At 51.5% G+C, this 24335-nt stretch carries 22 protein-coding genes; 8 read left to right on the forward strand and 14 right to left on the reverse strand.

Annotated features, from left to right (window positions below):
• The first annotated feature begins 114 nt into the window (after positions 1-114).
• From ACX9GT_RS14440 to dauA, 3 genes are all read left to right on the forward strand, one after another.
• Positions 115-2040: a sigma 54-interacting transcriptional regulator gene (locus tag ACX9GT_RS14440; RefSeq protein ID WP_473187430.1), complete on the forward strand. Its 1926-nt coding sequence runs from the start codon at positions 115-117 to the stop codon at positions 2038-2040.
• A gap of 65 nt (positions 2041-2105) precedes the next feature.
• Positions 2106-2591 (forward strand): heme-degrading domain-containing protein, encoded by a 486-nt coding sequence (locus ACX9GT_RS14445; protein WP_473187431.1) that lies wholly within the window; start codon positions 2106-2108, stop codon positions 2589-2591.
• A gap of 202 nt (positions 2592-2793) precedes the next feature.
• Entirely contained in the window at positions 2794-4485 is a 1692-nt protein-coding gene (gene dauA / locus ACX9GT_RS14450; protein ID WP_473187432.1) for a C4-dicarboxylic acid transporter DauA, read from the forward strand.
• A 56-nt stretch (positions 4486-4541) separates the two neighbouring features.
• On the opposite strand, the gene kdsA is transcribed toward dauA, so the two are convergent.
• Genes kdsA through hemA form a run of 6 tightly spaced genes read right to left on the reverse strand, consistent with a single transcriptional unit; the run spans position 4542 to position 9863 of the window.
• On the reverse strand, positions 4542-5396 hold the full coding sequence (gene kdsA / locus ACX9GT_RS14455) for a 3-deoxy-8-phosphooctulonate synthase (RefSeq protein WP_473187433.1): 855 nt from the start codon (positions 5394-5396) through the stop codon (positions 4542-4544).
• A 34-nt stretch (positions 5397-5430) separates the two neighbouring features.
• Positions 5431-6240: an invasion regulator SirB1 gene (gene sirB1 / locus ACX9GT_RS14460; RefSeq protein ID WP_473187434.1), complete on the reverse strand. Its 810-nt coding sequence runs from the start codon at positions 6238-6240 to the stop codon at positions 5431-5433.
• Entirely contained in the window at positions 6237-6635 is a 399-nt protein-coding gene (locus tag ACX9GT_RS14465; RefSeq protein ID WP_473187435.1) for a SirB2 family protein, read from the reverse strand. Before ACX9GT_RS14465 ends, sirB1 begins: the two co-directional genes overlap by 4 nt.
• 15 nt (positions 6636-6650) lie before the next feature.
• Positions 6651-7484, reverse strand: coding sequence for a peptide chain release factor N(5)-glutamine methyltransferase (gene prmC / locus ACX9GT_RS14470; protein WP_473187436.1), 834 nt, complete (start codon positions 7482-7484; stop codon positions 6651-6653).
• Positions 7484-8569 (reverse strand): peptide chain release factor 1, encoded by a 1086-nt coding sequence (prfA, locus tag ACX9GT_RS14475; protein WP_473187437.1) that lies wholly within the window; start codon positions 8567-8569, stop codon positions 7484-7486. Before prfA ends, prmC begins: the two co-directional genes overlap by 1 nt.
• 37 nt (positions 8570-8606) lie before the next feature.
• Complete coding sequence (hemA, locus tag ACX9GT_RS14480; RefSeq protein WP_473187438.1) at positions 8607-9863, reverse strand: glutamyl-tRNA reductase; 1257 nt, start codon at positions 9861-9863, stop codon at positions 8607-8609.
• Positions 9864-10095: 232 nt separating this feature from the next.
• Between hemA and lolB the strand changes: the two genes are divergently transcribed.
• The 3 genes from lolB (at position 10096) to prs (ending at position 12703) form a co-directional block, all read left to right on the forward strand.
• Positions 10096-10719: a lipoprotein insertase outer membrane protein LolB gene (gene lolB / locus ACX9GT_RS14485; protein WP_473187439.1), complete on the forward strand. Its 624-nt coding sequence runs from the start codon at positions 10096-10098 to the stop codon at positions 10717-10719.
• On the forward strand, positions 10716-11582 hold the full coding sequence (gene ispE, locus ACX9GT_RS14490) for a 4-(cytidine 5'-diphospho)-2-C-methyl-D-erythritol kinase (RefSeq protein ID WP_473187440.1): 867 nt from the start codon (positions 10716-10718) through the stop codon (positions 11580-11582). The genes lolB and ispE overlap by 4 nt, the downstream gene beginning before the upstream one ends.
• Before the next feature lie 173 nt (positions 11583-11755).
• Positions 11756-12703: a ribose-phosphate diphosphokinase gene (prs, locus tag ACX9GT_RS14495; protein WP_095996084.1), complete on the forward strand. Its 948-nt coding sequence runs from the start codon at positions 11756-11758 to the stop codon at positions 12701-12703.
• 147 nt (positions 12704-12850) lie between these two features.
• Here the strand turns inward: prs and ychH are convergent, their stop codons facing one another.
• A complete protein-coding gene (ychH, locus tag ACX9GT_RS14500; protein ID WP_473187441.1) occupies positions 12851-13132 on the reverse strand; it encodes a stress-induced protein YchH in 282 nt (93 codons plus the stop codon).
• Positions 13133-13445: 313 nt separating this feature from the next.
• On the opposite strand from ychH, the gene pth reads away from it, so the two are divergent.
• Together pth and ychF are read left to right on the forward strand one after the other, a co-directional pair.
• Positions 13446-14036 carry an aminoacyl-tRNA hydrolase gene (gene pth / locus ACX9GT_RS14505; RefSeq protein ID WP_473187442.1) on the forward strand — a complete coding sequence of 197 codons (591 nt, stop codon included), beginning with the start codon at positions 13446-13448 and terminating at the stop codon, positions 14034-14036.
• A gap of 1106 nt (positions 14037-15142) precedes the next feature.
• Positions 15143-16234 (forward strand): redox-regulated ATPase YchF, encoded by a 1092-nt coding sequence (gene ychF / locus ACX9GT_RS14510; protein WP_473187443.1) that lies wholly within the window; start codon positions 15143-15145, stop codon positions 16232-16234.
• Between the two features lie 333 nt (positions 16235-16567).
• Here ychF and ACX9GT_RS14515 read toward each other — a convergent pair whose 3' ends face one another.
• The 7 genes from ACX9GT_RS14515 to ACX9GT_RS14545 all read right to left on the reverse strand — a co-directional run bounded on the left by ACX9GT_RS14515 (position 16568) and on the right by ACX9GT_RS14545 (position 23985).
• Positions 16568-17356, reverse strand: coding sequence for a sulfite exporter TauE/SafE family protein (locus tag ACX9GT_RS14515; RefSeq protein ID WP_473187444.1), 789 nt, complete (start codon positions 17354-17356; stop codon positions 16568-16570).
• 41 nt (positions 17357-17397) lie between these two features.
• Positions 17398-17829 (reverse strand): DUF6691 family protein, encoded by a 432-nt coding sequence (locus ACX9GT_RS14520; RefSeq protein WP_473187445.1) that lies wholly within the window; start codon positions 17827-17829, stop codon positions 17398-17400.
• Between the two features lie 39 nt (positions 17830-17868).
• Complete coding sequence (locus tag ACX9GT_RS14525) at positions 17869-18297, reverse strand: YeeE/YedE family protein (protein WP_473187446.1); 429 nt, start codon at positions 18295-18297, stop codon at positions 17869-17871.
• Positions 18287-18628 carry a metalloregulator ArsR/SmtB family transcription factor gene (locus ACX9GT_RS14530; protein ID WP_473187447.1) on the reverse strand — a complete coding sequence of 114 codons (342 nt, stop codon included), beginning with the start codon at positions 18626-18628 and terminating at the stop codon, positions 18287-18289. Before ACX9GT_RS14530 ends, ACX9GT_RS14525 begins: the two co-directional genes overlap by 11 nt.
• Positions 18629-18825: 197 nt before the next feature.
• Entirely contained in the window at positions 18826-20880 is a 2055-nt protein-coding gene (locus ACX9GT_RS14535) for a glycoside hydrolase family 10-like protein (RefSeq protein WP_473187448.1), read from the reverse strand.
• Between the two features lie 73 nt (positions 20881-20953).
• Positions 20954-21949: an OmpG family monomeric porin gene (locus ACX9GT_RS14540; RefSeq protein WP_473187449.1), complete on the reverse strand. Its 996-nt coding sequence runs from the start codon at positions 21947-21949 to the stop codon at positions 20954-20956.
• A gap of 149 nt (positions 21950-22098) precedes the next feature.
• Positions 22099-23985, reverse strand: a complete 1887-nt coding sequence (locus tag ACX9GT_RS14545; protein WP_473187450.1) for a glycoside hydrolase family 3 protein — start codon at positions 23983-23985, stop codon at positions 22099-22101.
• Between the last annotated feature and the right edge of the window lie 350 nt (positions 23986-24335).

The following is a 24335-nucleotide window of genomic DNA, read 5'->3' on the forward strand; positions in this document are numbered from 1 at the left end:
CAGAACGGCTGCTGCAAATGCAGCAGGCTACCGACAGCAGCTGTTGTATTTGCAGCAATAGCCCGCGGGGTTGTACGTGGTGATGAACATCAACCAGGGAGACAGGAGAATATTATGCAAAACGTACAGCCAGCACACAGCAGCTCCCCGGTACTTATTGATCCGGCGTCAAAAGCCTTCCAGAAGTTACTGGATAAACTTGCCCCAACTGACGCCACCGTGCTGATCGTGGGGGAAACCGGCACCGGGAAAGAAGTGGTAGCACGCTATCTGCACCACCACAGTTCCCGCAGTCATAAGCCATTTCTGGCGGTCAACTGTGGAGCCTTAACGGAGAGCCTCGCCGAAGCGGAACTGTTCGGCCATGAAAAAGGATCGTTTACCGGTGCCACCCAGGCGCAAACGGGCTGGTTTGAAGCGGCGGAGGGAGGAACGCTGCTACTGGATGAGATTGGTGAACTGAGTCTTCCGTTACAGGTGAAACTCCTCAGGGTACTTCAGGAGAGGGAAATCACTCGGGTTGGTTCCCGTAAACCGGTCAAAGTGAATGTGCGGGTTATTGCCGCCACCCATGTTGATCTGGTGCAGGCGATTCAGGCTCGGCGCTTTCGGGAAGATCTCTGGTACCGGCTAAATATTGCCGCCATCGAACTGCCCCCATTACGCCAGCGGCCGCAGGATATTCCGGTACTTGCCAGTCACTTTTTGTCTCTTTACGCTCGTCGCTTGGGGCGCCCGGCTCAAAAACTGGCAGCGGAAACAATAGCCACCCTGCTGGATTACCGTTGGCCAGGCAATGTGCGGGAACTGGAGAATATCTTGCACAATGCCGTACTCCTCAGCCATGAAGAGGTGATCACATCAGATCAACTGCGTTTCAACCTGCGCCCCGCTCACCAAGACACCGTGCAGAATGAAGATGAAATTGAGCAGTTTATTTTACGGTTACTGACAACGGGCCAAACTAAAATCTACCAGCGGTTGACCGAGAGCCTGATCAGCAATGCCCTGACGCTCAGTGACGGAAACCAGACCCAGGCCGCCACCCTGCTGGGTATCAGCCGTAATACGTTGCGTACTCAATTAGCCAATCTGGGCACGATCCGTGGCCGACGCAAACCGGCTAGCGCAGTGGTTCCCGCCCCACGCCAGGAGCGGGAATTACGCATCGGCTATCAGAAATTCGGTAATCTGGGCCTGCTGAAAGCGCGTCAGAGCCTTGAGCAACAGCTCACTCCCCTCGGCGTACAGGTTTTATGGAGCGAGTTTCCGGCAGGCCCACAGTTGCTACACGCGTTGCAAAATAATGACATTGATTTCGGCAGCGCCGGAGAAATGCCCTCAATACTGGCCCAGGCCAGCGGCAACCCGCTGATCTATATGGCCTGTGAGCCTTCCGCCCCCGGCAGCTTAGCTCTGATGGTCCCGCGTGAAAGCGGGATCCGTACCCTGGCAGACCTGCGTGGCAGGCGTATTGCGGTAAACAAAGGGGCGAATGTGCATTGGTTGCTGATCCAGTTGCTCGACGAGGCGGGGCTCGGTCTGGCTGATGTACGGATCGTTTACTCGCCGCCTAAATACCCTCTCACGCCCAGTGACTATCTGGCCGTCGATGCCTGGATGATGTGGGATCCACTACTCAGCGACGCCGAGCAAAGCGGCATGCTGCGGGTAGTGGCCGACGGGCATCAACGGGTAAATAACCATCTGTTCTATCTGGCCCATAAAGAATTTGCTGCTTACAATGAGGATGTTATGCAGATACTACAGGCCATCCTGCAACAGACCGGCAAGTTTATCGATCAACAACGCCCTACCGCAGCCCGAGTCCTTGCCAACGAACTGGGTCTCAACAGCGATACACTGGAAACGACCCTGGCCCGTCGTAGCCACCAGACCCAGCTAATGGATAGCACCCTTGTGCGCGAGCAACAGCGAATTGCGGATCGTTTCTACGCCTTGGGGCTGATTACCAAACCGGTTCATATCCGTGACGCCATCTGGCATAACCCGGCCGCTCTGGCGGCAAGCTCGCCCTGAACAAGCGCGTCTTTGGGCTGTAACATTAGGCTAGGCTGTTATTAATCTCGCTAAGGGGAAATGTCATGAGTATTGAAGACGATTTACACGCGTTAGCCATGCAGGAAACGGCATTGACCTTTCATCATTTCGATCACGCTGCCGCGTGGGAATTAGGGATGGCACTGAAAGCGGCAGCCGAACAGCACCATCTGGCTATCGCTATTGAGATCCAACTTGCCGGGCAAACGCTGTTTTATTACGCCATGCAAGGCACCACGCCGGATAATGCCGACTGGGTGCGGCGCAAACGCAATGTGGTTAACCATTTCCATAAAAGCTCCTATGCCGTTGGCCTGCGCCTGCAACAGCGCCAGGTCACGCTGGAAGAACGGTATGGCCTCAGCGTTCGTGACTATGCGGCCCACGGCGGCGCATTCCCGATCCGGCTGGCCGGTGTTGGCTGCATCGGTACGATCGCCCTCTCCGGCTCACCGCAGCATGAAGATCATAATCTGCTGGTAGACACTCTGGCGCAGTTTCTCGGCTTATCCCTGCCAGCGATGCACTAAGCGCTAAAACCTTCACTTATCCTATCGACTCAGGCCGGTAACCCCCGGTCTGAGCGGGTTGCCCATTGCCGCAATTATGGCGCATTGATACAGGTCTAAGTATCCCTCCACAGAAAGGAGTATGATATCTCTCAGTTATTCGAGACGGACCTCATCTGGCCCGCCATTCCTTTCTCTTTTCTAGATTTGGTTTGCAACTTAGATGAAAACTCACGAAATTAACGGCATTCGTCCCTTTAGTGCGCTGATTGATGCCTGCTGGCGAGAACCCTACTCACTTCAACGTCTACTGAAAGATGCCATTGCCGGGGTGACCGTCGGTATTATCGCCATTCCGCTGGCGATGGCGCTGGCGATTGCCAGTGGTGTTCCGCCGCAGTACGGGCTTTATACCTCGGCAATTGCCGGGATCGTGATTGCCGTCGGCGGTGGTTCACGCTATAGCGTCTCCGGCCCTACCGCCGCTTTTGTCGTCATTTTATACCCCGTTTCGCAGCAGTTCGGGCTTTCTGGCCTGTTGATTGCCACCATGATGTCTGGCCTGTTCCTGCTGCTGATGGGGTTGGCGCGCCTTGGCCGGCTGATTGAGTATATCCCGCTGTCGGTCACGCTCGGTTTTACCTCTGGGATCGCTATCACCATTGCCACCATGCAGGTGAAAGACTTTTTTGGCTTGGCTGTGGCGGAAATGCCGGAAAATTACATCGGTAAGGTCTATGCGCTGCTGCACGCGCTGCCCAGTTTGGATTTCGGCGATACGTTGATTGGCGTTGTCACTCTGTTGATCTTGATCCTCTGGCCAAAGTTGGGGTTGCGGGTACCCGGCCACCTGCCCGCGCTGCTGGCAGGGACCGCGCTGATGGCAATCTTGGCTCTGTTCGATCATCAGGTCGCCACCATTGGTTCCCGTTTCAGCTTCCAACTGGCTGACGGCAGCCAAGGCCAAGGGATCCCGCCGATCCTCCCGCAATTGGTATTACCCTGGGATCTCCCCGCCAGCGGCGGTAAACAAGTAGAGCTGAGTTGGCATCTGCTTTCCGCGCTGTTACCCGCTGCGTTCTCTATGGCAATGCTCGGTGCCATCGAATCGCTGTTATGCGCCGTGGTGCTGGATGGCATGACCGGTAAAAAACACAATTCCAATGCCGAACTGATTGGTCAAGGAGCAGGCAACATTATTGCGCCGTTCTTTGGCGGTATTACCGCTACCGCTGCCATTGCCCGCTCAGCCGCCAACGTGCGTGCTGGGGCGACATCGCCTATCTCTGCCATTATTCACTCGCTGCTGGTGCTGCTGGCATTATTGGTGCTCGCCCCTTGGCTGTCTTATCTGCCGCTGGCCGCGATGGCTGCGTTGTTGTTGCTGGTGGCATGGAATATGAGTGAAGCGCACAAGGTGGTTTACCTGCTGCGCCGGGCACCGAAAGACGACATTCTGGTGCTGCTGCTGTGTATGTCACTGACGGTGCTGTTCGATATGGTGATCGCCATTACCGTCGGTATCGTGCTGGCTTCGCTGTTGTTTATGCGGCGCATTGCGCGCATGACGCGTTTGAGTGAGCTGAGTGCAGAAAATGGCATTCTGGTGATGCGCGTCAACGGCCCGCTGTTCTTCGCCGCCGCCGAACGTATCTTCAGCGAATTACTGTTGCGCAGCGAGCATTATCACACCATCGTGCTGCAATGGGATGCGGTGCCGGTGCTGGATGCCGGTGGGCTGCACGCTTTGCAACGCTATATCGATACCCTGCCCGCCGGTAAACAGTTGGCGATCACCGATATTCCGTTCCAGCCGCTGAAAACATTAGCACGCGCCCGCATGCAACCCATCGAAGGGAAATTGCATTTCTACCCCACGCTGCCGGAAGCGCTGGCGGCGCTCGGTACTCACTAAATAGAAAAGCCCGGCATATTTGCCGGGCCTCTTTAACTGGGTTTACAACTATCAACTTAGTTGCTGGTATCCAGTTCTGGGAAGTTCTTCACCAACTCGTCAATGGCTTTCATCTGCATCAGGAAGGGTTCCAGCTTATCCAGCGGCAACGCAGACGGGCCATCACACTTGGCGCTGTTCGGCTCTGGATGCGCTTCGATAAACAGCCCCGCCAAACCTACTGCCATACCGGCACGCGCCAGTTCGGTCACCTGCGCACGGCGGCCGCCGGAAGCGGCACCGAATGGATCGCGGGTTTGCAACGCATGGGTCACGTCGAAGATCACCGGATGACCCCCGGTCACGTTCTTCATCACGTTGATGCCCAACATGTCGACCACCAGGTTGTCGTAACCGAAGTTGCTGCCGCGATCGCACAGGATCACCTGATCGTTACCGCCTTCTTTAAACTTATCGACGATATTGCCCATCTGGCCAGGGCTGACGAACTGCGGTTTTTTGACGTTAATCACCGCGCCGGTTTTGGCCATGGCTTCAACCAAATCGGTCTGGCGCGCCAGGAAGGCAGGTAACTGAATCACATCAACCACTTCGGCAACCGGCTGCGCCTGTGCAACTTCGTGCACATCGGTGATCACTTTCACGCCGAAGGTGCTTTTGATTTCCTGGAAGATTTTCATCCCTTCTTCCAAGCCAGGGCCACGATAGGAGTGGATGGAAGAACGGTTGGCTTTATCAAATGACGCTTTGAAAACGTAAGGAATGCCCAGTTTTTGCGTCACGGTGACGTAGTGTTCGCAGATGCGCATCGCCAAATCGCGCGATTCAAGCACGTTCATACCGCCAAACAGCACAAACGGCAGGTCGTTCGCTACCTTGATGTCACCAATGCTAACCACTTTCTGTTTCATGCTTGCGCCTTTATAAATGATAAATCGGAATTAATTAGTGCAGCGTAACCTGCTTCAGCTCAATCGCGTGGATCTGGATTTTAATCACTTCGCTGACCGGATCTTCAGGGCACTGCTCAACAAAATAATTAAGATCGGAGATCGCGATATGGTTGCACTCCAACTGCGCGTAGATCAGCCCGCGATCGCGGATTTCATAAGGGTCGTCTGGATCAAAGCTCAATACGGCTTCGCTGGCACGCAGCGCTAGCTCCATCTGCTTCTCTTCCATCAGGGCCGCTTTCAGCGTATCCAGCATCTTGCGCACCACCTGGATATGTTCTGACTCATCCAGATCGTCATCTTCCAGCTCAGCCCCCAGGCCCAAGTTACCCTTGAGCCACACTTCCAGCTGGTGTTCGTTCAGCGTTTCACCGTTCAGCGGGTTGATTAACCACATTTCCTCATCCAGCCAGTCGGCGCGCAGGATTAACTGCGTGGGGAAAATCACCGGCATCAGCGGGATATCAATGTATTGTGCGATGTACAGGAAGATCGTCCCTAATGAAACCGGTGTACCCTGCCGGGCGTCCAAAACTTTATCCAGCCAGATGGCATCGGACAGACGATAAACGCCGCTGGCGCCGCCAAAACCCCAGGTGTTGAAAAACAGCTCAATGAGCGCATCCAGTTGCTGCTCCTGGTTGAGATCGTCCGGAATAGCCGCTCGCGCTTCATCGGCCAGTTGCTGCAACCTGCGCGCCACGTCAGCAGCAGGAAAATCGCGCCGGATGGCCTGTGACACCAGGATCACGCCGTCACTCAACGGTGAGGTGTTAAATTCGAAATCAGCAATGCTACTCATAGGTATCCCATCAGAAACGGTATTTTCGTCGTGGCAAGTTTAATGATCAGGTACAGACAGCCCAGTGCCAGAACAAACGCCAGCGTGCGCGTAGCCCAATTCTTGGTTTTCTTGCCCAATGCAACGTAGCCAAGCAGGATATAGATGATAACGCCAAACAGCTTCTCGGTCAGCCATGAGTCCATGCTCAACAGGGGGTAAAGTTTTAACATTACCACCAACGCAATCCCGGTGAGGAACAACAGCGTGTCGTTGATATGGGGCGTGATCTTCACCCAACGCTTGTGCATCATAGCCGAGTCGCGCCATTTCCAGAAGAATCGCAGTACAAACAAGATAATACTGAGGGTTACCGTCAACAAATGCAGGTGTTTTAACGCCATATAAGCAGCCATGGTGCTTCCTTATTTTTATTGTGATTTTTGGCCGAGAGTCACACGATCGTTGCCGCCATAATCGCGGCAGGTTTCAATAGCCCTAAATCCTGCTTCCTTCAGCAACGCGCGCACGCTTTCCCCTTGCTGCCAACCATGCTCCAGCAATAACCAGCCCTGCGGCTGCAAATAGCCCGGCGCATGCTGCACGATCGTCGCCAGATCGGCCAGCCCGTGCTGGGCGGCAACCAGCGCGCTGCTTGGCTCAAAACGCACATCGCCCTGCGCCAGATGAGGATCGGCAGCATCGATATAAGGCGGGTTACTGGCGATCAGCGCAAACTGCTGCCCGGCAACCGGCGCAAACCAACTGCCCTGCCTGAAGTGTGCATTCTCGAGCGCCAGTTTCTGCGCATTATGCTGCGCCAGCGCAACGGCATCGGGTTGCAGATCGATACCGGTTACCTGGCAGTTCGGGCGCTCGCTGGCCAGCGCCAGAGCAATCGCACCGGTGCCGGTACCGAGATCGAGGATCGCACACGGCTCAGCGGGCAAACGCTGCAACGCCAGTTCCACCAAGCATTCGGTGTCTGGCCGCGGGATCAGCGTGGCAGGCGAAACCGAGAGCGGCAGCGACCAGAACTCACGCTCACCCACCAGATACGCCACCGGTTCACCCCGTTCGCGGCGGGCCAGCAGCGTGGCTAATTGTTCGGTTTGCGGTGACGTCAACAAAGTTTCGCCAAACGCCATCAGGAACGTACGGGCACGGCCGGTAACAAAACCCAACAGGATTTCTGCATCACGCCTGGCGCTTTCGCTCGCAACCAGGCGGGCAGCCGCGGTTTTCAGCCAGGTTTGATAATCCATTACTCAGGATCTGCCGATAACGCAGCCAACTGATCGGCTTGATATTCCTGCACGATCGGCTGAATCAGCATATCCAATTTGCCTTCCATCACTTCATCCAGGCGATAAAGCGTCAGGTTGATGCGGTGATCGGTCACGCGCCCCTGCGGGAAGTTATAGGTGCGGTTGCGATCGGAACGATCGCCAGTGCCCAGCAGGTTGCGGCGCGTCGAGGCTTCTGCCTGCTGGCGCTTCGCCATTTCGGCAGCACGAATACGCGCACCGAGCACCGACATCGCTTTGGCTTTGTTCTTGTGCTGAGAACGCTCGTCCTGACATTCCACCACAATACCGGTCGGCAAGTGGGTAATGCGGATCGCCGAATCGGTGGTGTTAACGTGCTGGCCACCGGCACCGGATGACCGGAAAGTATCAATACGCAGATCGCTCGGGCTAATCTCTGGCAATTCAGCTTCCGGTATTTCTGGCATCACCGCCACGGTGCAGGCAGAGGTATGAATACGGCCCTGCGACTCGGTTTCCGGCACGCGTTGCACGCGATGCCCACCCGATTCAAACTTCAACTGGCCGTAAACCCCGTCACCGGAAACTTTGGCGATCACCTCTTTGTAGCCACCGTGTTCACCTTCGTTGGCACTCATGATCTCCACCCGCCAACGGCGCATTTCAGCGTAACGGCTGTACATGCGGAACAGATCGCCCGCGAAAATGGCCGCTTCATCGCCACCGGTACCGGCGCGCACTTCGAGGAAACAACCGCGCTCATCGTCAGGATCTTTCGGCAGCAGCAACACCTGTAACTGCTGCTCCAGCTCTTCCGTCGCCGCTTTGGCCTGCTTCAACTCTTCCTGCGCCATTTCGCGCATTTCAGGATCGTCCAGCATCATTTCTGCCGCTTCGAGATCGTCCTGCACCTGACGCCATTCCAAGAAACAGCGGCTGACATCGGTCAACTGTGCATATTCGCGCGACAGGCCGCGAAACCGATCCTGATCGGCAATAACCCCGGCATCGCCGAGCAGCGCCTGTACTTCTTCATGGCGCTCTTGTAACGCTTCCAGTTTGGCAACAATAGAAGGCTTCATGCGTGGTTTTAAACCCTGTTAATAAGAGAGAACTAAGCTAATCCAGCCCGAGGCTGTCGCGTAAAATTTGCAACCGCTCCATGTCGCCATCGCTGGCGGCCTGTTGGAGGGATTTGGTAGGAGCATGAATAAGACGATTGGTCAGTTTGCGAGCCAGTTCCTGAATCACCTGCTCAACATCAGCACCCTGCGCAATGGCAGCCAGCGCTTTCGATTCCATTTCTACCCGGACCTGTTCGGCCTGCGAACGGTAGTCGCGAATGGTTTCTGTCGCGCCCTGCGAGCGCAGCCAGGCCATAAAATTGATGCTTTCCTGCTGAACGATCGACTCAGCCTGCACCGCTGCCGCCTGGCGCTGCGCCAGGTTGTTCTGAATGATGGCGTGCAGATCGTCCACGCTGTACAGATAGGCGTTCGCCAGCTTGCCAACTTCCGGTTCGATATCACGCGGCACCGCGATGTCCACCAGCAGCATCGGTTGGTTGCGGCGCGCTTTCAGCGCACGTTCCACCATCCCTTTGCCGATAATCGGCAGCGGGCTGGCGGTAGAGCTGATAATGATGTCGGCATCCGCCAAGCGTTCATCGATCTCTGGCAGGGTAATCACTTCCGCCCCCACCTGCTTCGCCAACAATTGAGCGCGCTCGCGGGTACGGTTGGCGATAATCATGTGCTTTACGTTGTGCTCACGCAGATGGCGCGCCACCAGTTCGATGGTTTCACCCGCCCCCACCAGCAACACATTCAGTTCAGCTAAAGATTCGAAAATCTGACGCGCCAAGGTACAGGCGGCAAAGGCTACCGAGACAGCACTGGCACCGATTTCAGTTTCGGTACGAACGCGTTTGGCAACGGAGAAGGTTTTTTGGAACAGGCGTTCCAGCTCGCCAGACAGCGACTGGCCACGTTGTGACTCGGCAAAGGCTTTTTTGACCTGCCCCAGAATTTGCGGTTCACCCAATACCAGTGAATCCAACCCGCTGGCGACGCGCATCAAATGGCTGACGGCCTCGTTACCCTGGTGCCAATACAGGCTTTTAGTGACTTCATCAGGGCGCAGATGGTGATATTCACATAACCAATTAACCAACTGTTCGTGCAGATGTTCCTGCTGCTCCACGCTGAGATACAGCTCGGTACGGTTACAGGTAGACAATACAACACCGCCCCGAACCAACGGCTGTTGGAGCAGGCTATTAAGCGCTTGTTCGATTGACTCTGGGGAGAAGGTTACCCGTTCTCGCAGAGAAACCGGTGCGGTTTTGTGATTAATACCTAACGCAAGCAGGGTCATTGCTTCGAGTAATACTTCTGTTGGTACGGGTTTTCGTTGTTTGGCATTCTACTTGATGCACGACATCAATAAAAGTAACAACCGCATCTTCCCCCCAATCGCTGGTATAGTTATTTCCTTGCTGCCAGATGTTGAGTAACATTGTCGACGCCGGGGGTTCCCCGTAAACGTGAGTAGCAAATAAAAGGTTTCGTCGTACGTGCCCGTAAGGACAAAAGGACAACAAAAAGTTATGCCTATCCGCAAAGTTAATTTGCTTCGCCTGCTCCCATTGGCCAGCCTGCTGCTGACCGCCTGTACCCTCACCAAACCCAGCGGCCCGGCAACCAGTCCCACTTCACCACAGTGGCGCGCCCACGAGCAGGCCGTGCAGCAACTCAGCCAGTATCAGACCCGTGGCGCTTTCGCCTATCTGTCCGATCAGAAGAAAGTCTACGCCCGTTTCTTCTGGCAACAATATTCTCCCGAACGCTACCGTTTATTGCTGACCAATCCGCTGGGCAGCACTGAGCTGGAACTTAACGTGCAGAAGGAAGTGGTCCAACTGAGCGATAGCCAGGGCAAGCGCTATGTCAGTAATGATGCGGAAGAGATGATCCGCAAACTGACCGGGATGGCCATTCCCTTGAACAACCTGCGCCAATGGATGCTGGGCTTGCCGGGGGAAGCCACCGATTTCACCCTCGACGATCAATACCGCCTGAGCAAGCTGACCTATCAGCAGGGTGCTCTCACTTGGGTGGTAACGTATCAGGATTACAACACCGACCAGCAACCGCCGTTGCCAAGCCGCCTCGAACTGCAACAAGGCGACCAGCGCATCAAGCTGAAAATGGATAATTGGACGCTGAAATGATTCGCCAATGGCCCTCTCCGGCAAAGCTTAATCTGTTTCTCTATATCACTGGCCGTCGTGCTGACGGCTACCATCAGTTGCAAACGCTGTTCCAGTTTTTGGATTATGGCGACACCTTGACCATCGAACCGCGCCAGGATGACCGTATCCATTTGCTGACGCCGGTTGCCGGGGTGCCGAGCGAACAGAATCTGATCGTGCGTGCCGCCCGTTTGTTGCAGAACTACTGCGCTGCTCACGCGATCAACACGCCGCCGCGTGGCGCGGATATCCGCATTGAAAAGCGTCTGCCGATGGGCGGTGGGCTAGGAGGCGGATCGTCCAACGCCGCCACGGTGCTGATCGCACTGAACGAACTGTGGCAATGCGGCTTGCATGACGAGCAACTGGCAGAGTTGGGGCTGACTCTCGGGGCCGACGTGCCGGTGTTTGTACGCGGGCATGCGGCGTTTGCCGAAGGCATCGGCGAACAGTTGCAACCGGCCGAACCGGCAGAAAAGTGGTATTTGGTGGCTCATCCTGGCATCAGCATCCCCACACCGGCTATTTTTGCTGACCCGGAATTAAAAAGAAATACGCCAAATCGCCCGCTAAGTGCCTTATTACAGGCTCCTTACGCAAATGATTGCGAACCGATTGCAAGAAAACGTTTTCGCGAGGTTGAACAGCTTCTTTCATGGCTGTTACAATACGCGCCGTCACGCCTGACCGGCACAGGTGCTTGTGTGTTTGCAGAATTCGACTCCGAGCCCGCCGCCCTTCAGGTGTTAAATCAAGCCCCGGCCTGGTTGCGTGGATTTGTAGCGCGCGGCGTTAACGTCTCGCCACTACATCGCATCCGTTTAGGGCAGTCTGAGTCGTAGCTCAACGTTTCGCTGCGCAAGGTCGTTTATATTTGACCCTGCCATCTCGGCGCTGCCTGCGGTTCAATTTAGTTTTACATACCCGTATGGTTATTGCGTCGGTGTCGCCAACTGCCCCTTGGTGAAGACCGTATGACAATATCTTCTCTGGACGCAAGCCTGAGGTTCTTCTCGTGCCTGATATGAAGCTTTTTGCTGGTAACGCCACCCCGGAACTAGCACAACGTATTGCCAACCGTTTGTACACCAGCCTTGGTGACGCCGCTGTAGGTCGTTTTAGCGATGGCGAAGTGAGCGTGCAAATCAACGAAAACGTACGCGGCGGTGATATTTTCATCATCCAGTCCACCTGTGCACCCACCAACGACAACCTGATGGAACTGGTTGTTATGGTCGATGCCCTGCGTCGCGCCTCCGCAGGTCGTATTACTGCTGTTATCCCTTACTTCGGTTATGCCCGCCAGGATCGCCGTGTGCGCTCCGCCCGCGTGCCAATCACGGCCAAAGTTGTCGCTGATTTCCTCTCCAGTGTAGGGGTTGACCGCGTACTGACAGTGGATCTGCATGCTGAGCAGATCCAAGGCTTCTTCGATGTCCCGGTAGATAACGTATTCGGTAGCCCGATCCTGCTGGAAGACATGCTGCAACAGAATCTGGTGAACCCGATTGTGGTTTCCCCAGATATCGGTGGTGTCGTGCGCGCCCGCGCTATTGCCAAACTGCTGAACGATACCGATATGGCTATCATTGATAAACGCCGCCCACGCGCCAACGTTTCTCAAGTGATGCATATCATCGGTGACGTTGCAGGCCGTGACTGTGTGCTGGTAGACGATATGATTGATACCGGTGGTACTTTGTGTAAAGCGGCTGAAGCGTTGAAAGAACGCGGTGCCAAGCGCGTATTTGCCTACGCGACGCACCCGATCTTCTCCGGTAACGCCGTGGAAAACATCAAGCACTCGGTGATTGATGAAGTGATCGTCTGCGACACCATTCCGTTGTCGGCAGAAATCAAAGCGCTGAAAAACGTTCGTACTCTGACCCTGTCCGGCATGTTGGCTGAAGCCATCCGCCGTATCAGTAACGAAGAGTCAATTTCTGCCATGTTTGAGCATTAATCTCCTGCCCGGCGCAGCCAACCGCTGCGCCGTATCAGTCGATTAAGAACGGCAGAAAACAGAAAACCCGTTGAAGCTATCCGCAACAACGGGTTTTTTACTTGTTATACAACATAACCTCAAGCCTGCTTCATTGGGTAAGGTTGGTCAATGTGATGAACGATGTTGGTTATTATCCTTGCAGCGTTTATCAAAATGTTTGACCCACCAGTAACGATCGGCAACCTGTTCACGGCCGCCAATACGCGCCCCGGCCAGCCACAGTAGAGCACCGATAAAAATACTCATAACGGCACCGTGAGCAAAGAACTGCGGCAGATTGAGTTGTGATACTTCAGCCAGAATGGAGTATCCGACACCAACGACCATCACCACCATTCCCAGCCCCATTAAAACGTTGCCCATTAAGCCAGCGTTTTTACGTTTCATATGCCACCTCCATCGCGTCATGTACCAATTCGGGATAACGCACAAACTGTTAACCCACTTCGATAAGTTAAGTATAGGCATGCTTAGAGAAAGGGTATTGCGCTAATGGTCACAAATGACAAATAAACACTGACACTCCTTTACGTTATGCTAAAAATTAGCTAACAAATTGAATGATTTCTCTAATGTATTATTCATTCTTCAGCCAATGCCCGTTATAAATAGAATGCTGCACGGCCAGGGCTTTTGTCATTCTGCGTGCCGACAGGTAAACTATTGCCCTTTCCATTATCTCGATCATAGTGAATCTCTCGTGAGCAGTATCAAATTGATTGTTGGCCTGGCGAATCCGGGCGCAGAGTATGCCCAGACGCGACACAATGCCGGCGCGTGGTATGTCGATTTATTAGCCCAACGCCACAACCAACCGTTGAAGGAAGAGAGTAAATTCTTCGGCTATACCGCCCGCTTGAATTTGGCGGGCAACGATGTTCGGCTGCTGGTCCCTACCACCTTTATGAATCTCAGCGGCAAGGCCGTCGCTGCTATCGCAACTTTTTATCGTATCCAACCGGAAGATATTCTGGTCGCCCACGATGAGCTGGATCTGCCACCGGGTGTGGCTAAGCTCAAGCTGGGCGGCAGCAATGGCGGTCATAACGGCCTGAAGGATATCCAGAGCAAACTGGGCAACACCCCTAACTTTTACCGTTTACGCATTGGTATCGGCCATCCTGGCGACAGAAACAAAGTCGTAGGATTCGTGCTCGGCAAACCGTCTGCAACAGAGCAAACGCTGATTGATGATGCTATCGATGAGTCACTGCGTTGTACGGAGATTTTGTTGCAGGAAGGCATGACAAAAGCAATGAACCGATTGCATGCCTTTAAGGCAATTCCTTGATAATTCGGCCAAGCGGGGGCATTTTCACTCGTTTGGCTCACTTTCTCATCGGGCAAAAACGGCACAACTTACTCTGTGCACAGTACGACTGAACAGCCTGTCCACCGCTTTGTACCGTAACACCAGCGATGGAACTCTCTTTCCCACTTTCTTTAGCAGCATGAAAAGGCCGTTCAATCAAAGTTTTTTTCCGTTCGTTACGAAAATGGATAACAAATGATATGACTGACAGCAATAAGAGTATCGGTGCTAGAAACGCATAGATTCCGTTCATGGAATAATTTTCTCCCTTGGATATAAATATATCAAAAATAAGATGCGAATATTATCTGAAAAAAATTATATCAACAACACTAACGCATAAATTTACAATCATTAACCTCCCTAATCAAATGCAATCAAGAAACTTCTCAATAAGACAAGAAATGTCTTAATTTAAAACTGCGTAATTACTTATCACTGATTAAAGTATAGGCTATTCATGTTTAAATTTAATATTAGTTGATATCACTACAGGATAATTCCCAATTGTGATTAAAAATCACTCTTACTGATTTCGTTCAGGACGCTGTAAGCCTTACAGATAGCCAACTCCTACTCTACCCAGATGACTCAACTGACGAAGGATCTCAATAATTGATCAATTTATAACCACATCAAAAGATATCACCTTCTTTTACACTGGCATTAGAATCAATGTCAGACCATTACATTGAGAGTCTTATTAACTTAGATATTAATTAATGCTCCGATAACAGCATCAAATGATTACTTTTTGACGTTTCATTACGGAATATCCTTAGCCGATAATATCAGATCGGAATTAGCACAGCGCAACCTAAGAATAATGAAACCATATTTCACCTTAAAACATTCATTTAAAATGAAATAATGCTATTGGATAAGCTATATCCTGTTGCGGGATCTTTAATTGCTCATTTTACACACAGCACAATCCCGGTTTTAACGACCTTGGGCGACGCACGGGGCAACTGTCAGATCGAGATAACCGCGCATTACGTGTATAATAGTGAAATAACTTTACCATTTATGCAGCAGGTTAAACTTAACCTACTGATAGTTAAGATATTTAAGGTGATATAAACATGGGATTCAAATGCGGTATCGTCGGCCTGCCTAACGTTGGCAAATCCACACTGTTCAATGCGTTGACCAAAGCGGGTATTGAAGCAGCCAACTTCCCGTTCTGTACCATTGAGCCTAACACCGGTGTGGTACCGATGCCTGATTCGCGTCTGGATCAGTTGGCCGAGATCGTCAAACCTCAACGCATTCTGCCAACCACCATGGAGTTCGTTGACATCGCAGGTTTGGTCAAAGGAGCATCCAAAGGTGAAGGTTTGGGTAACCAGTTCCTGACCAACATCCGCGAAACCGAAGCGATCGGCCATGTAGTGCGCTGTTTCGAAAACGACAACATTATCCATGTGAATAACCGGGTTGACCCTGCCGACGATATTGAGGTGATCAATACTGAACTGGCACTCTCTGACCTTGATACCTGCGAACGCGCAATCCATCGTGTGCAGAAGAAGGCCAAAGGCGGCGATAAAGATGCCAAAGCCGAACTGGCCGCATTGGAAAAATGCCTGCCACAGCTGGAAAACGCTGGCATGCTGCGCGCTTTGGATCTGACGGCTGAAGATAAAGCCGCTATCCGTTACCTGAGTTTCCTGACGCTGAAACCCACCATGTACATCGCTAACGTCAACGAAGACGGTTTCGAGAATAACCCGTACCTGGATAAAGTGCGTGAAATTGCGGCCGCAGAAGGTTCAGTCGTGGTGGCGGTTTGTGCCGCTGTAGAGTCTGATATCGCCGAATTGGATGATGAAGACCGTGCCGAATTCATGGCAGAACTGGGCTTAGAAGAGCCTGGTCTGAACCGGGTGATCCGCGCAGGCTACGAGTTGCTGAATCTGCAAACCTATTTCACCGCTGGCGTAAAAGAAGTGCGTGCCTGGACCATTCCCGTTGGCGCGACCGCACCGCAGGCCGCAGGCAAAATCCACACCGATTTTGAGAAAGGCTTTATCCGCGCGCAGACCATCGCTTTTGACGACTTTATTGCCTATAAAGGTGAGCAAGGTGCCAAAGAGGCCGGCAAAATGCGTTCAGAAGGTAAGGATTACATCGTTAAAGACGGTGACGTGATGAACTTCCTGTTTAACGTCTAAATGGTTTAAGTTGTTTCACGAAGAGTCCATCGGGTAACAAAGCCCTTTAAAATCCACGTATCTGCGTGGATTTTTGCTTTCATAGCGTTTCATCTCATGAAAACACAGTCAAAATGAGTGCGCAGGTGGAAACAATCAGTTTCCATCTTCATTTTAGGCGAAGGCCAATACTGGAAAGGGTTCAATCAAACCGCGATCTCAACGAGTGTATGGAACTAAAGCAGTGTGTTTACATCACGATCGGTCATTGTCCTATTCAGATTAGCGAGAACCCATTGAGATAGATTTTTAATGCCCAAATGTAATTACTTCTCTTTCTTAAACCGTTTTAATTTACTTCGTCATAATGGCATTGAATGCTATTCCTAAAGCAATCACGATCAATAACCCGGCAAACCCTTTCTGCACAATATGTTCAGGTAAATGGTGGCTTAATCTCCGGCCAATAAACATACCGGTCACCATGCTAACCACAAACAACGGGGTAAAAGGCAGGGGCAAGGTGGCACCATGCATCACTGCCGTGATAATCCCGCCGGTACTCACCAGCGCGACAACCATTAATGAAGTGGCGATGCAACTGTGAATGGCTAAAGGAGAAAACTGCCGTAGCAGAGGAACGAGAATAAACCCACCGCCCACGGCCAATAACCCGGTCATGAAACCCGTCACCGTCCCAAAAGCAAGAAACAGCAGCCACGTGTTTAAAACCCAGACAAATCGCCCGGAGTGTTCATCCAACATAACGGGGTAAATGTGGTTAGCAGCCACCTCGGGAGCCCGTAGCATTCGCCACGCAACTGCCAGCATCATCACCGCAAACAGCAGTGTCAATAATGCAGGGGAAGAATGCTGGGCGACGAATAACCCAACGCTCGTCATCGGAATACCCGCCAGTGTCATCACAATGGCAGCCCGATAACGCACCAGACCTTTGCGCCAAGCCTCGATAGCCCCCAGAGCAGCACTGCTGGCAACGGCCATCAGCGCGACAGGAGCCGCCTGCTGCGGTGCCCATCCCATGCCGATCACCAGCGTGGGAACGGCAAAAATCCCACCTCCAGCGCCCGTAATACCGAGCACGGCTCCCACGCACAGACCCAAAAGTAGCGAGATGACCATGGTGCTTTCCTAGTGTGTCACTGATAACGCATTACAGCGCATTACTTTGCCTGACGTTTCGCTCGGGCGCTCTCAAGTTGTTCAAAAAGCAGCATGCCAGCCACCATCGCCGCAACAAAGACGATGCCTTGGGTTGCCCCCGCACCCAGTAGTACCAGCGCTGGGCCAGGGCAAATACCGGCCAGCCCCCAACCGACACCAAACAGAATTGCGCCCCCAATCAGACGTTTATCAATCTGTTTACTGCTCGGCAGGTTTATGGCACCACCGCACACCGATTGGGTACGTCGTTTCACCGAGCGGAAGGCGAAGAAACCCACGCTGATAGCACCACCCATCACAAAAGCCAGTGAAGGATCCCAAACACGGCTGATATCCAAAAAGCCCAACACCTTGGCAGGGTTTGCCATGCCGCTAACCAATAATCCGAGGCCAAATATCAAGCCCGCTAACAGCGAAAAAAACAGATTCATACCTGCCTCCAAGAACGGTTTACAACCTAACAGGCCAGATTAAGCCAGCGACCCCATCAACCAGACAGTGAAAAAAGCGGCCCCCATAAACGTCAGCGTGGCCACCAGCGAGCGGAAGGATAAGCGAGATAAACCGCAGACTCCGTGACCACTGGTACACCCCGAACCATAACGGGTGCCAATCCCGACCAGCAGCCCGGCAATGATCAACATAGGCCAAGAGGCAGTAATCTCGCTGGCAGGAAGGGGATGGACGAGGCCATACAAAATGGGGGAGACAATAAGGCCGATCACAAAAGCCAAACGCCAGCCACGGTCTGGGGTGCCAGATGATAGCACTCCGCCGATTATGCCGCTGATCCCTGCAATACGCCCGCAGAACAGGAGCAATATCCAGGCTGCACAGCCGATCAGTGCACCGCCAAAAAAACTGAGAAACGGGGTGAATTGCAGCATGTTAATGGTCATGGTTAACCCCTTCTGCGTCATCTTTCGGACAGTAAAGTTGATATAGGGTATTGAGTAATATCAACACATTCGGATCATCAATACGGTAGAAAATCTGCTTTCCCTCACGGCGCGTGGCCACGAGTTGCCGCCGCCGCATCACCCCTAACTGTTGTGACAATGTCGGCTGACCAATCCCCAGCGCACTTTCCATTTGCCCCACGGAGGCCTCTCCCTGACTGAGGTGACACAGCAGCAGCAGCCGGTCGTCATTTGCCAGGGCACGCAGCACCGCGACTGCCGCACTGGCTGCATCACGCATTTTTTGCTGATCGATAAGCACGTTATTCATTGCCCCCTGAATCATCCTGATAACGCTCACAATAACACTTTATTATTTTATATAATATTATATTGTATAATTATAGCAACAGGGGCTTAAGCTTCGCTATCAGCGCAGAATGGCTTGCCCCACCTGTTAACGCAAAATCCACGCAGTTGCGTGGATTTTTTATTGTGCTTCGAAATGTTCACTGCTGAGTAACCTTGTCAATCCGCCGTCACGGTGACTGGAGCAGTTTCATTCTGTGCGGCGTCAATCGCACTGATCAGGTAGGTATAACTTTTATCCAAGCCGTTGTTGTCCTGGTAGCTGAAGTTATTGCCCTTCCCCCGCCATACTTTGGCAACGATATTTTTGGGATCGGCAAAGATGGCGCCGGGCTTGCCGGTACCGCGATAGATCACATAGTAGCGAGCATCGTTATCCGAGCTGTCCGACCAGTTAAAGGCGTTTTTACTGCCAGATACAAAGTGGGCCTGCTGCGGCAACGTGGTCACTTTCTGATCCAGCCAAGGTTTGCTCGGTGGCAGTGTCGGCGTGCTGAGATAGGTTGACGAAAGCAGATCAATAGAGGCGTTCTTCGCGCCGTAGGCCCCCTGCTTATCCACAGTTTGTGCCGCAACATTAGAAATCAACAGATCGTTGTAACTGAAGAAAACGCTACCGGAAACGTGGCTAAGCTCCTGGTTGTAGCGCATCTGGTTAGGGATCTCCTCGGGGTTCATCCAGGCAGGATCGACGACGGCATTGGAAACGTGCTTATAGTTGGCATGGCCGATATAAAGCTGCGTATGTGAACCTTCCATCTGGTTATTCCACCAATTGGTCAACTCGCCATAAGGGGCTGCCGCTTGGTCAAAACTCCAGTAAATCTGTGGCACAACATAGTCAACCAGTTCCTCTTTAACCCACTTACGGGTATCGGCAAAAATGCTGCCACTGTATGACTGTGAAGAACCGAGCGGCGTATTAGAGCCCAGTTCGTTGCGCCCTTTATGTTCCCAGATGCCAAACGGACTGATCCCGAACTGCACCGCCGTGCCCTGCTGCTGGTTATGCTGGGTGATGACGTTTTGCACGCGGCTGATAAGATGGGTAACATTGTCGCGCCGCCAATCTTCAATCCCTTGCGGCGTATCAGGGTACTGGTTATTGACCAGGCCATAGGCTTCAAACGCTGCCCTATCATCGCCCTTAGCACCAAACTGCACAGTGGCACCGTTAACCGTGATGCGATAGGGATAAAAGTAATCATCGAAATGAATGGCATCAACGTCGTAGCGGCGCACCACTTCTTCCACCGTGTCGACCACATGCTGAACCACTTCAGGGACGGCCGGATTTAAAAATAGCTTCTCGTCAAAACTCAGTACCCATTGTGGGTTTTTCGCCGCAAAATTCTCTGAAGACAAGATCCCGGCACTGACCAGATAACCAATCTGCTGTTCCGTACTCAAGGATAAAATGTCTTTATCAGATAAACCCTGCTCATTATTTTTTAACAGACTGCTGATCTTGGTGTTGGTTACCCGGTACGGGTTAAACCAGGCATGATACTCCATACCACGCTGATGGGCCTCTTCAACCATCCATGCCAGGGGATCATAGCCCGGATCTTTACCCTGCTTACCGCTCAGATACTGCGACCAAGGGTTAATCTCGGAAGAGTAATAGGCGTCCAGCATCGGACGTATCTGGAAAATCATCGCATTCATGTTAAGCGCAGTGAAACGGTCCAGTATGCCCAGATAGGTCTTCTTAAAGGCTTGCTCACTGTTGACCATCGGCATATTGAGATTGCCGATAGTTGCTACCCAGGCACTTCTGAAAGCCTGCTTTGGTGCAATATAATTATCGGGGATACTGATAAACTGGTTGGCTCCCTTATAAAGGTCAACGGGAAGACTAATGTCGTAACCATACGTCTCGTCACTGTTTTTGACGTATTTATACAAAGGAGAAAAAGTTTGCACCGGCTTATCAGTATTACCGTTATCAATATTTTCGGTATTGCCATTGTCGGTATTGCCATTGTCGGTATTGCCGTTGTCGGTATTTTCGGTATTTCCATTATCGTCATTACCGTTGTCGATATTTTCGGCATTACCATTGTCAGTGCTGTTATTATCGGCACTACCCGTATCGGTTGTGTTATTGCCGTTATTAGTTGTCGTTACGCCAGAGTCACAACCAAACAACATCCCGGTAGCAAGAACCAGTGCGATCATTTTTGCTGCGATGGAAAGAGAATTATTGTGCATATACAGAGTCCTTTACAAGTCGATAATATAAGGCTGAGGCGGCCTCATGCTGCCTCAACCTCTGGCAATAGCATTACCAGGAATATTTGACGCCAGCGGAGTACAGACGGAAGTCCTGCTGGTTGTTATCCCCATGAGTAATGGTCACAACCTGGCTGTTTTTGGATTTATCCCAGTGGGTAGTTTCCCACGCCATATTAGTCCACAAGGTTACCTTGGCCGTCAGGTTATAGTTAACAATCAAACCAAGTCTTAACCCACCTAAATCTGCACTATTAGTTGTTTCCCCCGTTAACGGGTTATAGTTCTTTTCGCTCAGGAAGAAGCGGAAATAAGGTTGCAGGTTCCACTCTTCGTTAATCTTGGTAGGGAAATAGCCACGGATCTGATTCTGCTCCCAGGTTTTAGTGCCGCTGCTATTCCAGGTCCAGTCGGTATAGTACATCAGCTTGGCGGTGAAAGTGTCGTTAAACCGATATTGCAAACCATGCTCACTCTCCCACTCCCACTGGTTAACATAAGGGCCAGAGAAGGTGTTGTCGTAATAGTACCCGGCATCCCAGAACACAAAGGACAACTGATCGTTAAATTTATAGGCGCCGCTTGGGATCAACCAGTATGAATGGTATGAGTTTTTAGCCGGTTGCCCAGACCGGACATCATTCGACTCTTTTCTGTAGACAAAGCTGATATTCAGGTTACCTTCATCACCCTTATACAGTTTACGGTTAGCCTGCAACTGCAAACGGTTACGATTGTAGGAGGTATCTCTGGATTCATAGCCGGTGGTATAATTTCTCATAGAGACCTTATACTCCATAAAGTAACCCCAATCTGAGTCAGGTTTATTAAGACCTAACTGAATGGCTGGGCTGACCTTATCAAAAACGCGCTCACCATTAACTCGGTGGCCTCTAAAGTCTTCAATCTCTAGGAAAGTATTGGTATTAACCTGCCATGGAAGTGCCTGTAATTCCTGCGCCTCGATTTGATCGTCTATTTTTGCCATAGCAGAAAAAGGATGAGCGAACAGCACCAGCGAAATTAATGCCAACTGATAGTTTTTCATATAATACCTTGCCAATTTTTAAAAAAATGCGTTCAAGCCTGTTTTCACAAGCGATTCCCTAAGTCATTCAAGTTGTAGCAGGCAATAGGTTGCCTCAAAAGCCTAGATAAGTCGTGCTATTTACCAATGCTCATACCTGCCGGAAGTAATCAGTAAGTTAATCCGTGCCCAAATGGATAAATAATATCACCCTGCGGATTTCTGATATCGACAGGCAGCTTACCTCTTGGTACATTCAATGCTGAATGACTGTCACTGGTTTTAAATAGCGTTCTGACACCCGCTTTAATATTTGCTTCCAGGGAGTTTCGGTTATTGTTGGTTACGTCAAAGCCCGTAATCCCATAAATAGCCACGTTGGCTTTTACATTATCCAGATAGGCAATATCGTAAGGGTTGCGAGAGGAAATAACCACCAGCGGTTTATTCAGCTTCTCAGCCTGATTGATCACCTGTTGTGCAGCGGTATCTTTAGCTTTCAGATTATAAGTCACCAGTATGACGAAATCATTGGCCTTAATATTCTCTACCAGATCGTTTGGCAGAGTTTTTTCATCCAATTTGAATGCCGAACTGGTTACTGCGATCTTTTGCCCTTTAAGTTCGCTGGCAATAGCCTCCAACTCATTGCTGATAATCTTGTTGCGGGCATTCTCATCTGAGATCACCAACAGATTATTTTGTGCCTTCAGTTGATAAGGCAGCAGATGGTCATTCTTGATCAGCGTGATGGCGCTTTCAGCAACCTGCTTCTCAAAGCGCTTATGCTCTGGTGATGCCACCACGGACTTGGCGTAATCCAAGGTATGCGGGCTGTAAGGCGTCAACTTATTGGCCAGTTTAGTCTCGACCACCTGCGTTGCCGCCTGCTGCAAGCGCGCTGCAAGTTCAGGTTTTTTCTGGCTTTCCGTTTCAAGATAGCGGTAGAGATTTTCCAGTTGCTCAACACCCTGCGGATCCCAGATATGCACTGGCATGACGATAACGTCGCTACCCGCCATCAACGCCATTTCAGTCGCTTCAGACGCACCGAAGTTATCGGCGATCGCCCCCATATCCATCGCATCGGTAAACACCAGCCCTTTAAACTTCAGCTCATCACGCAAAATACCGCTGATGATTTTCTTGGATAAGGTTGCGGGCAGGCCAATCTCAGTACCGTCTTTTTTGGAGATCACTTTGGTATCATCCAGTGCCGGTACGATAATATGCGCAGTCAGCACGGCATCAAGACCATTCTCAACGGCGTTTTTGAAAGGCACCAGGTCCGTTTTCCGCCATTCACTTTCTGAATAAGAAACCTGCGGCAAGCCAAAGTGCGAATCGGTGGCTACGTTGCCATGACCAGGAAAATGCTTCGCGGTCGCCAATACGGAGTGCTGATGCAGTCCTTTGATGTAGGCGGCCGACATGCCGTTGACCAAGTCAATATTGCTGCCGAACGAACGCACGCCGATCACCGGATTGTTTTGATGGGTATTAACATCCAGCACTGGCGCAAAGTTGACGTGAACGCCCAAAGCGTTGAGTTCTGCACCATGCACTTCGCCAACCCGCTGTGCCATGCTTTCATTACGGGTTGCAGACAGTGCCATATTACCCGGCATTTCTGTTCCCTCACGCAGGCGCGTCACATAGCCCCCTTCCTGATCGGTACTGATCAGCAAAGGCAGTTGATAGCTGGCTTTCTGCAAGTCTTGTATCAGTTGGTAGCTCTGTGGCGTGTTGATAAAGTTCTCACGAAACAGGATCACCGAGCCTAAACGATAATCCGCGATCGCTTTGGCAAGCTCTGCTGGCAGCACCGTCACGTTCTCAGGTTCGCCCGCCGCATTCTTGCCCCAGTTACGCACGTCCAGCATCAAGATCTGACCAATTTTTTCCTTGGTACTCATTTGCGAAACAATCTGTTCCGCATTTTCTTTGGGCGCGGCCCACAAGGATTGTTGTTGGCTGGCCGTCATCTGCGCATAAGCGCTGCTGATTGCTAGCCCGGCCATGCACGCTGCAATGGCCGTCATTCCGATTTTTTTCATTGTATTTTCTCTTCATCATCCCAGAAAATTCAAAATAATAAATTCCTTAAAATAAAACAAAAAAGAATTTAATATTCTTGCCATGGGTCACATTCCTTATCAACTTATGCAAGAATCGGCCTCAATGTTCAGATATTCCTTATAAAGCAAATGAGTTGCTTATCGAAAAAGAACCCTTCCTGAAGAAAAACCGTTAACTAATTAAAAATCAATAATATAAAAAATCACCACCAGCACAAATAGGGGTAATTTTGAAAGGAAATTCATTCATTGAACAAATGTGTTTACTAAACTTACCGTTGGAAAATAATTATTAACACTCGATTTATGGATGAAAAACATGCAATATG

Source organism: Serratia sp. YWN4, assembly GCF_055790845.1.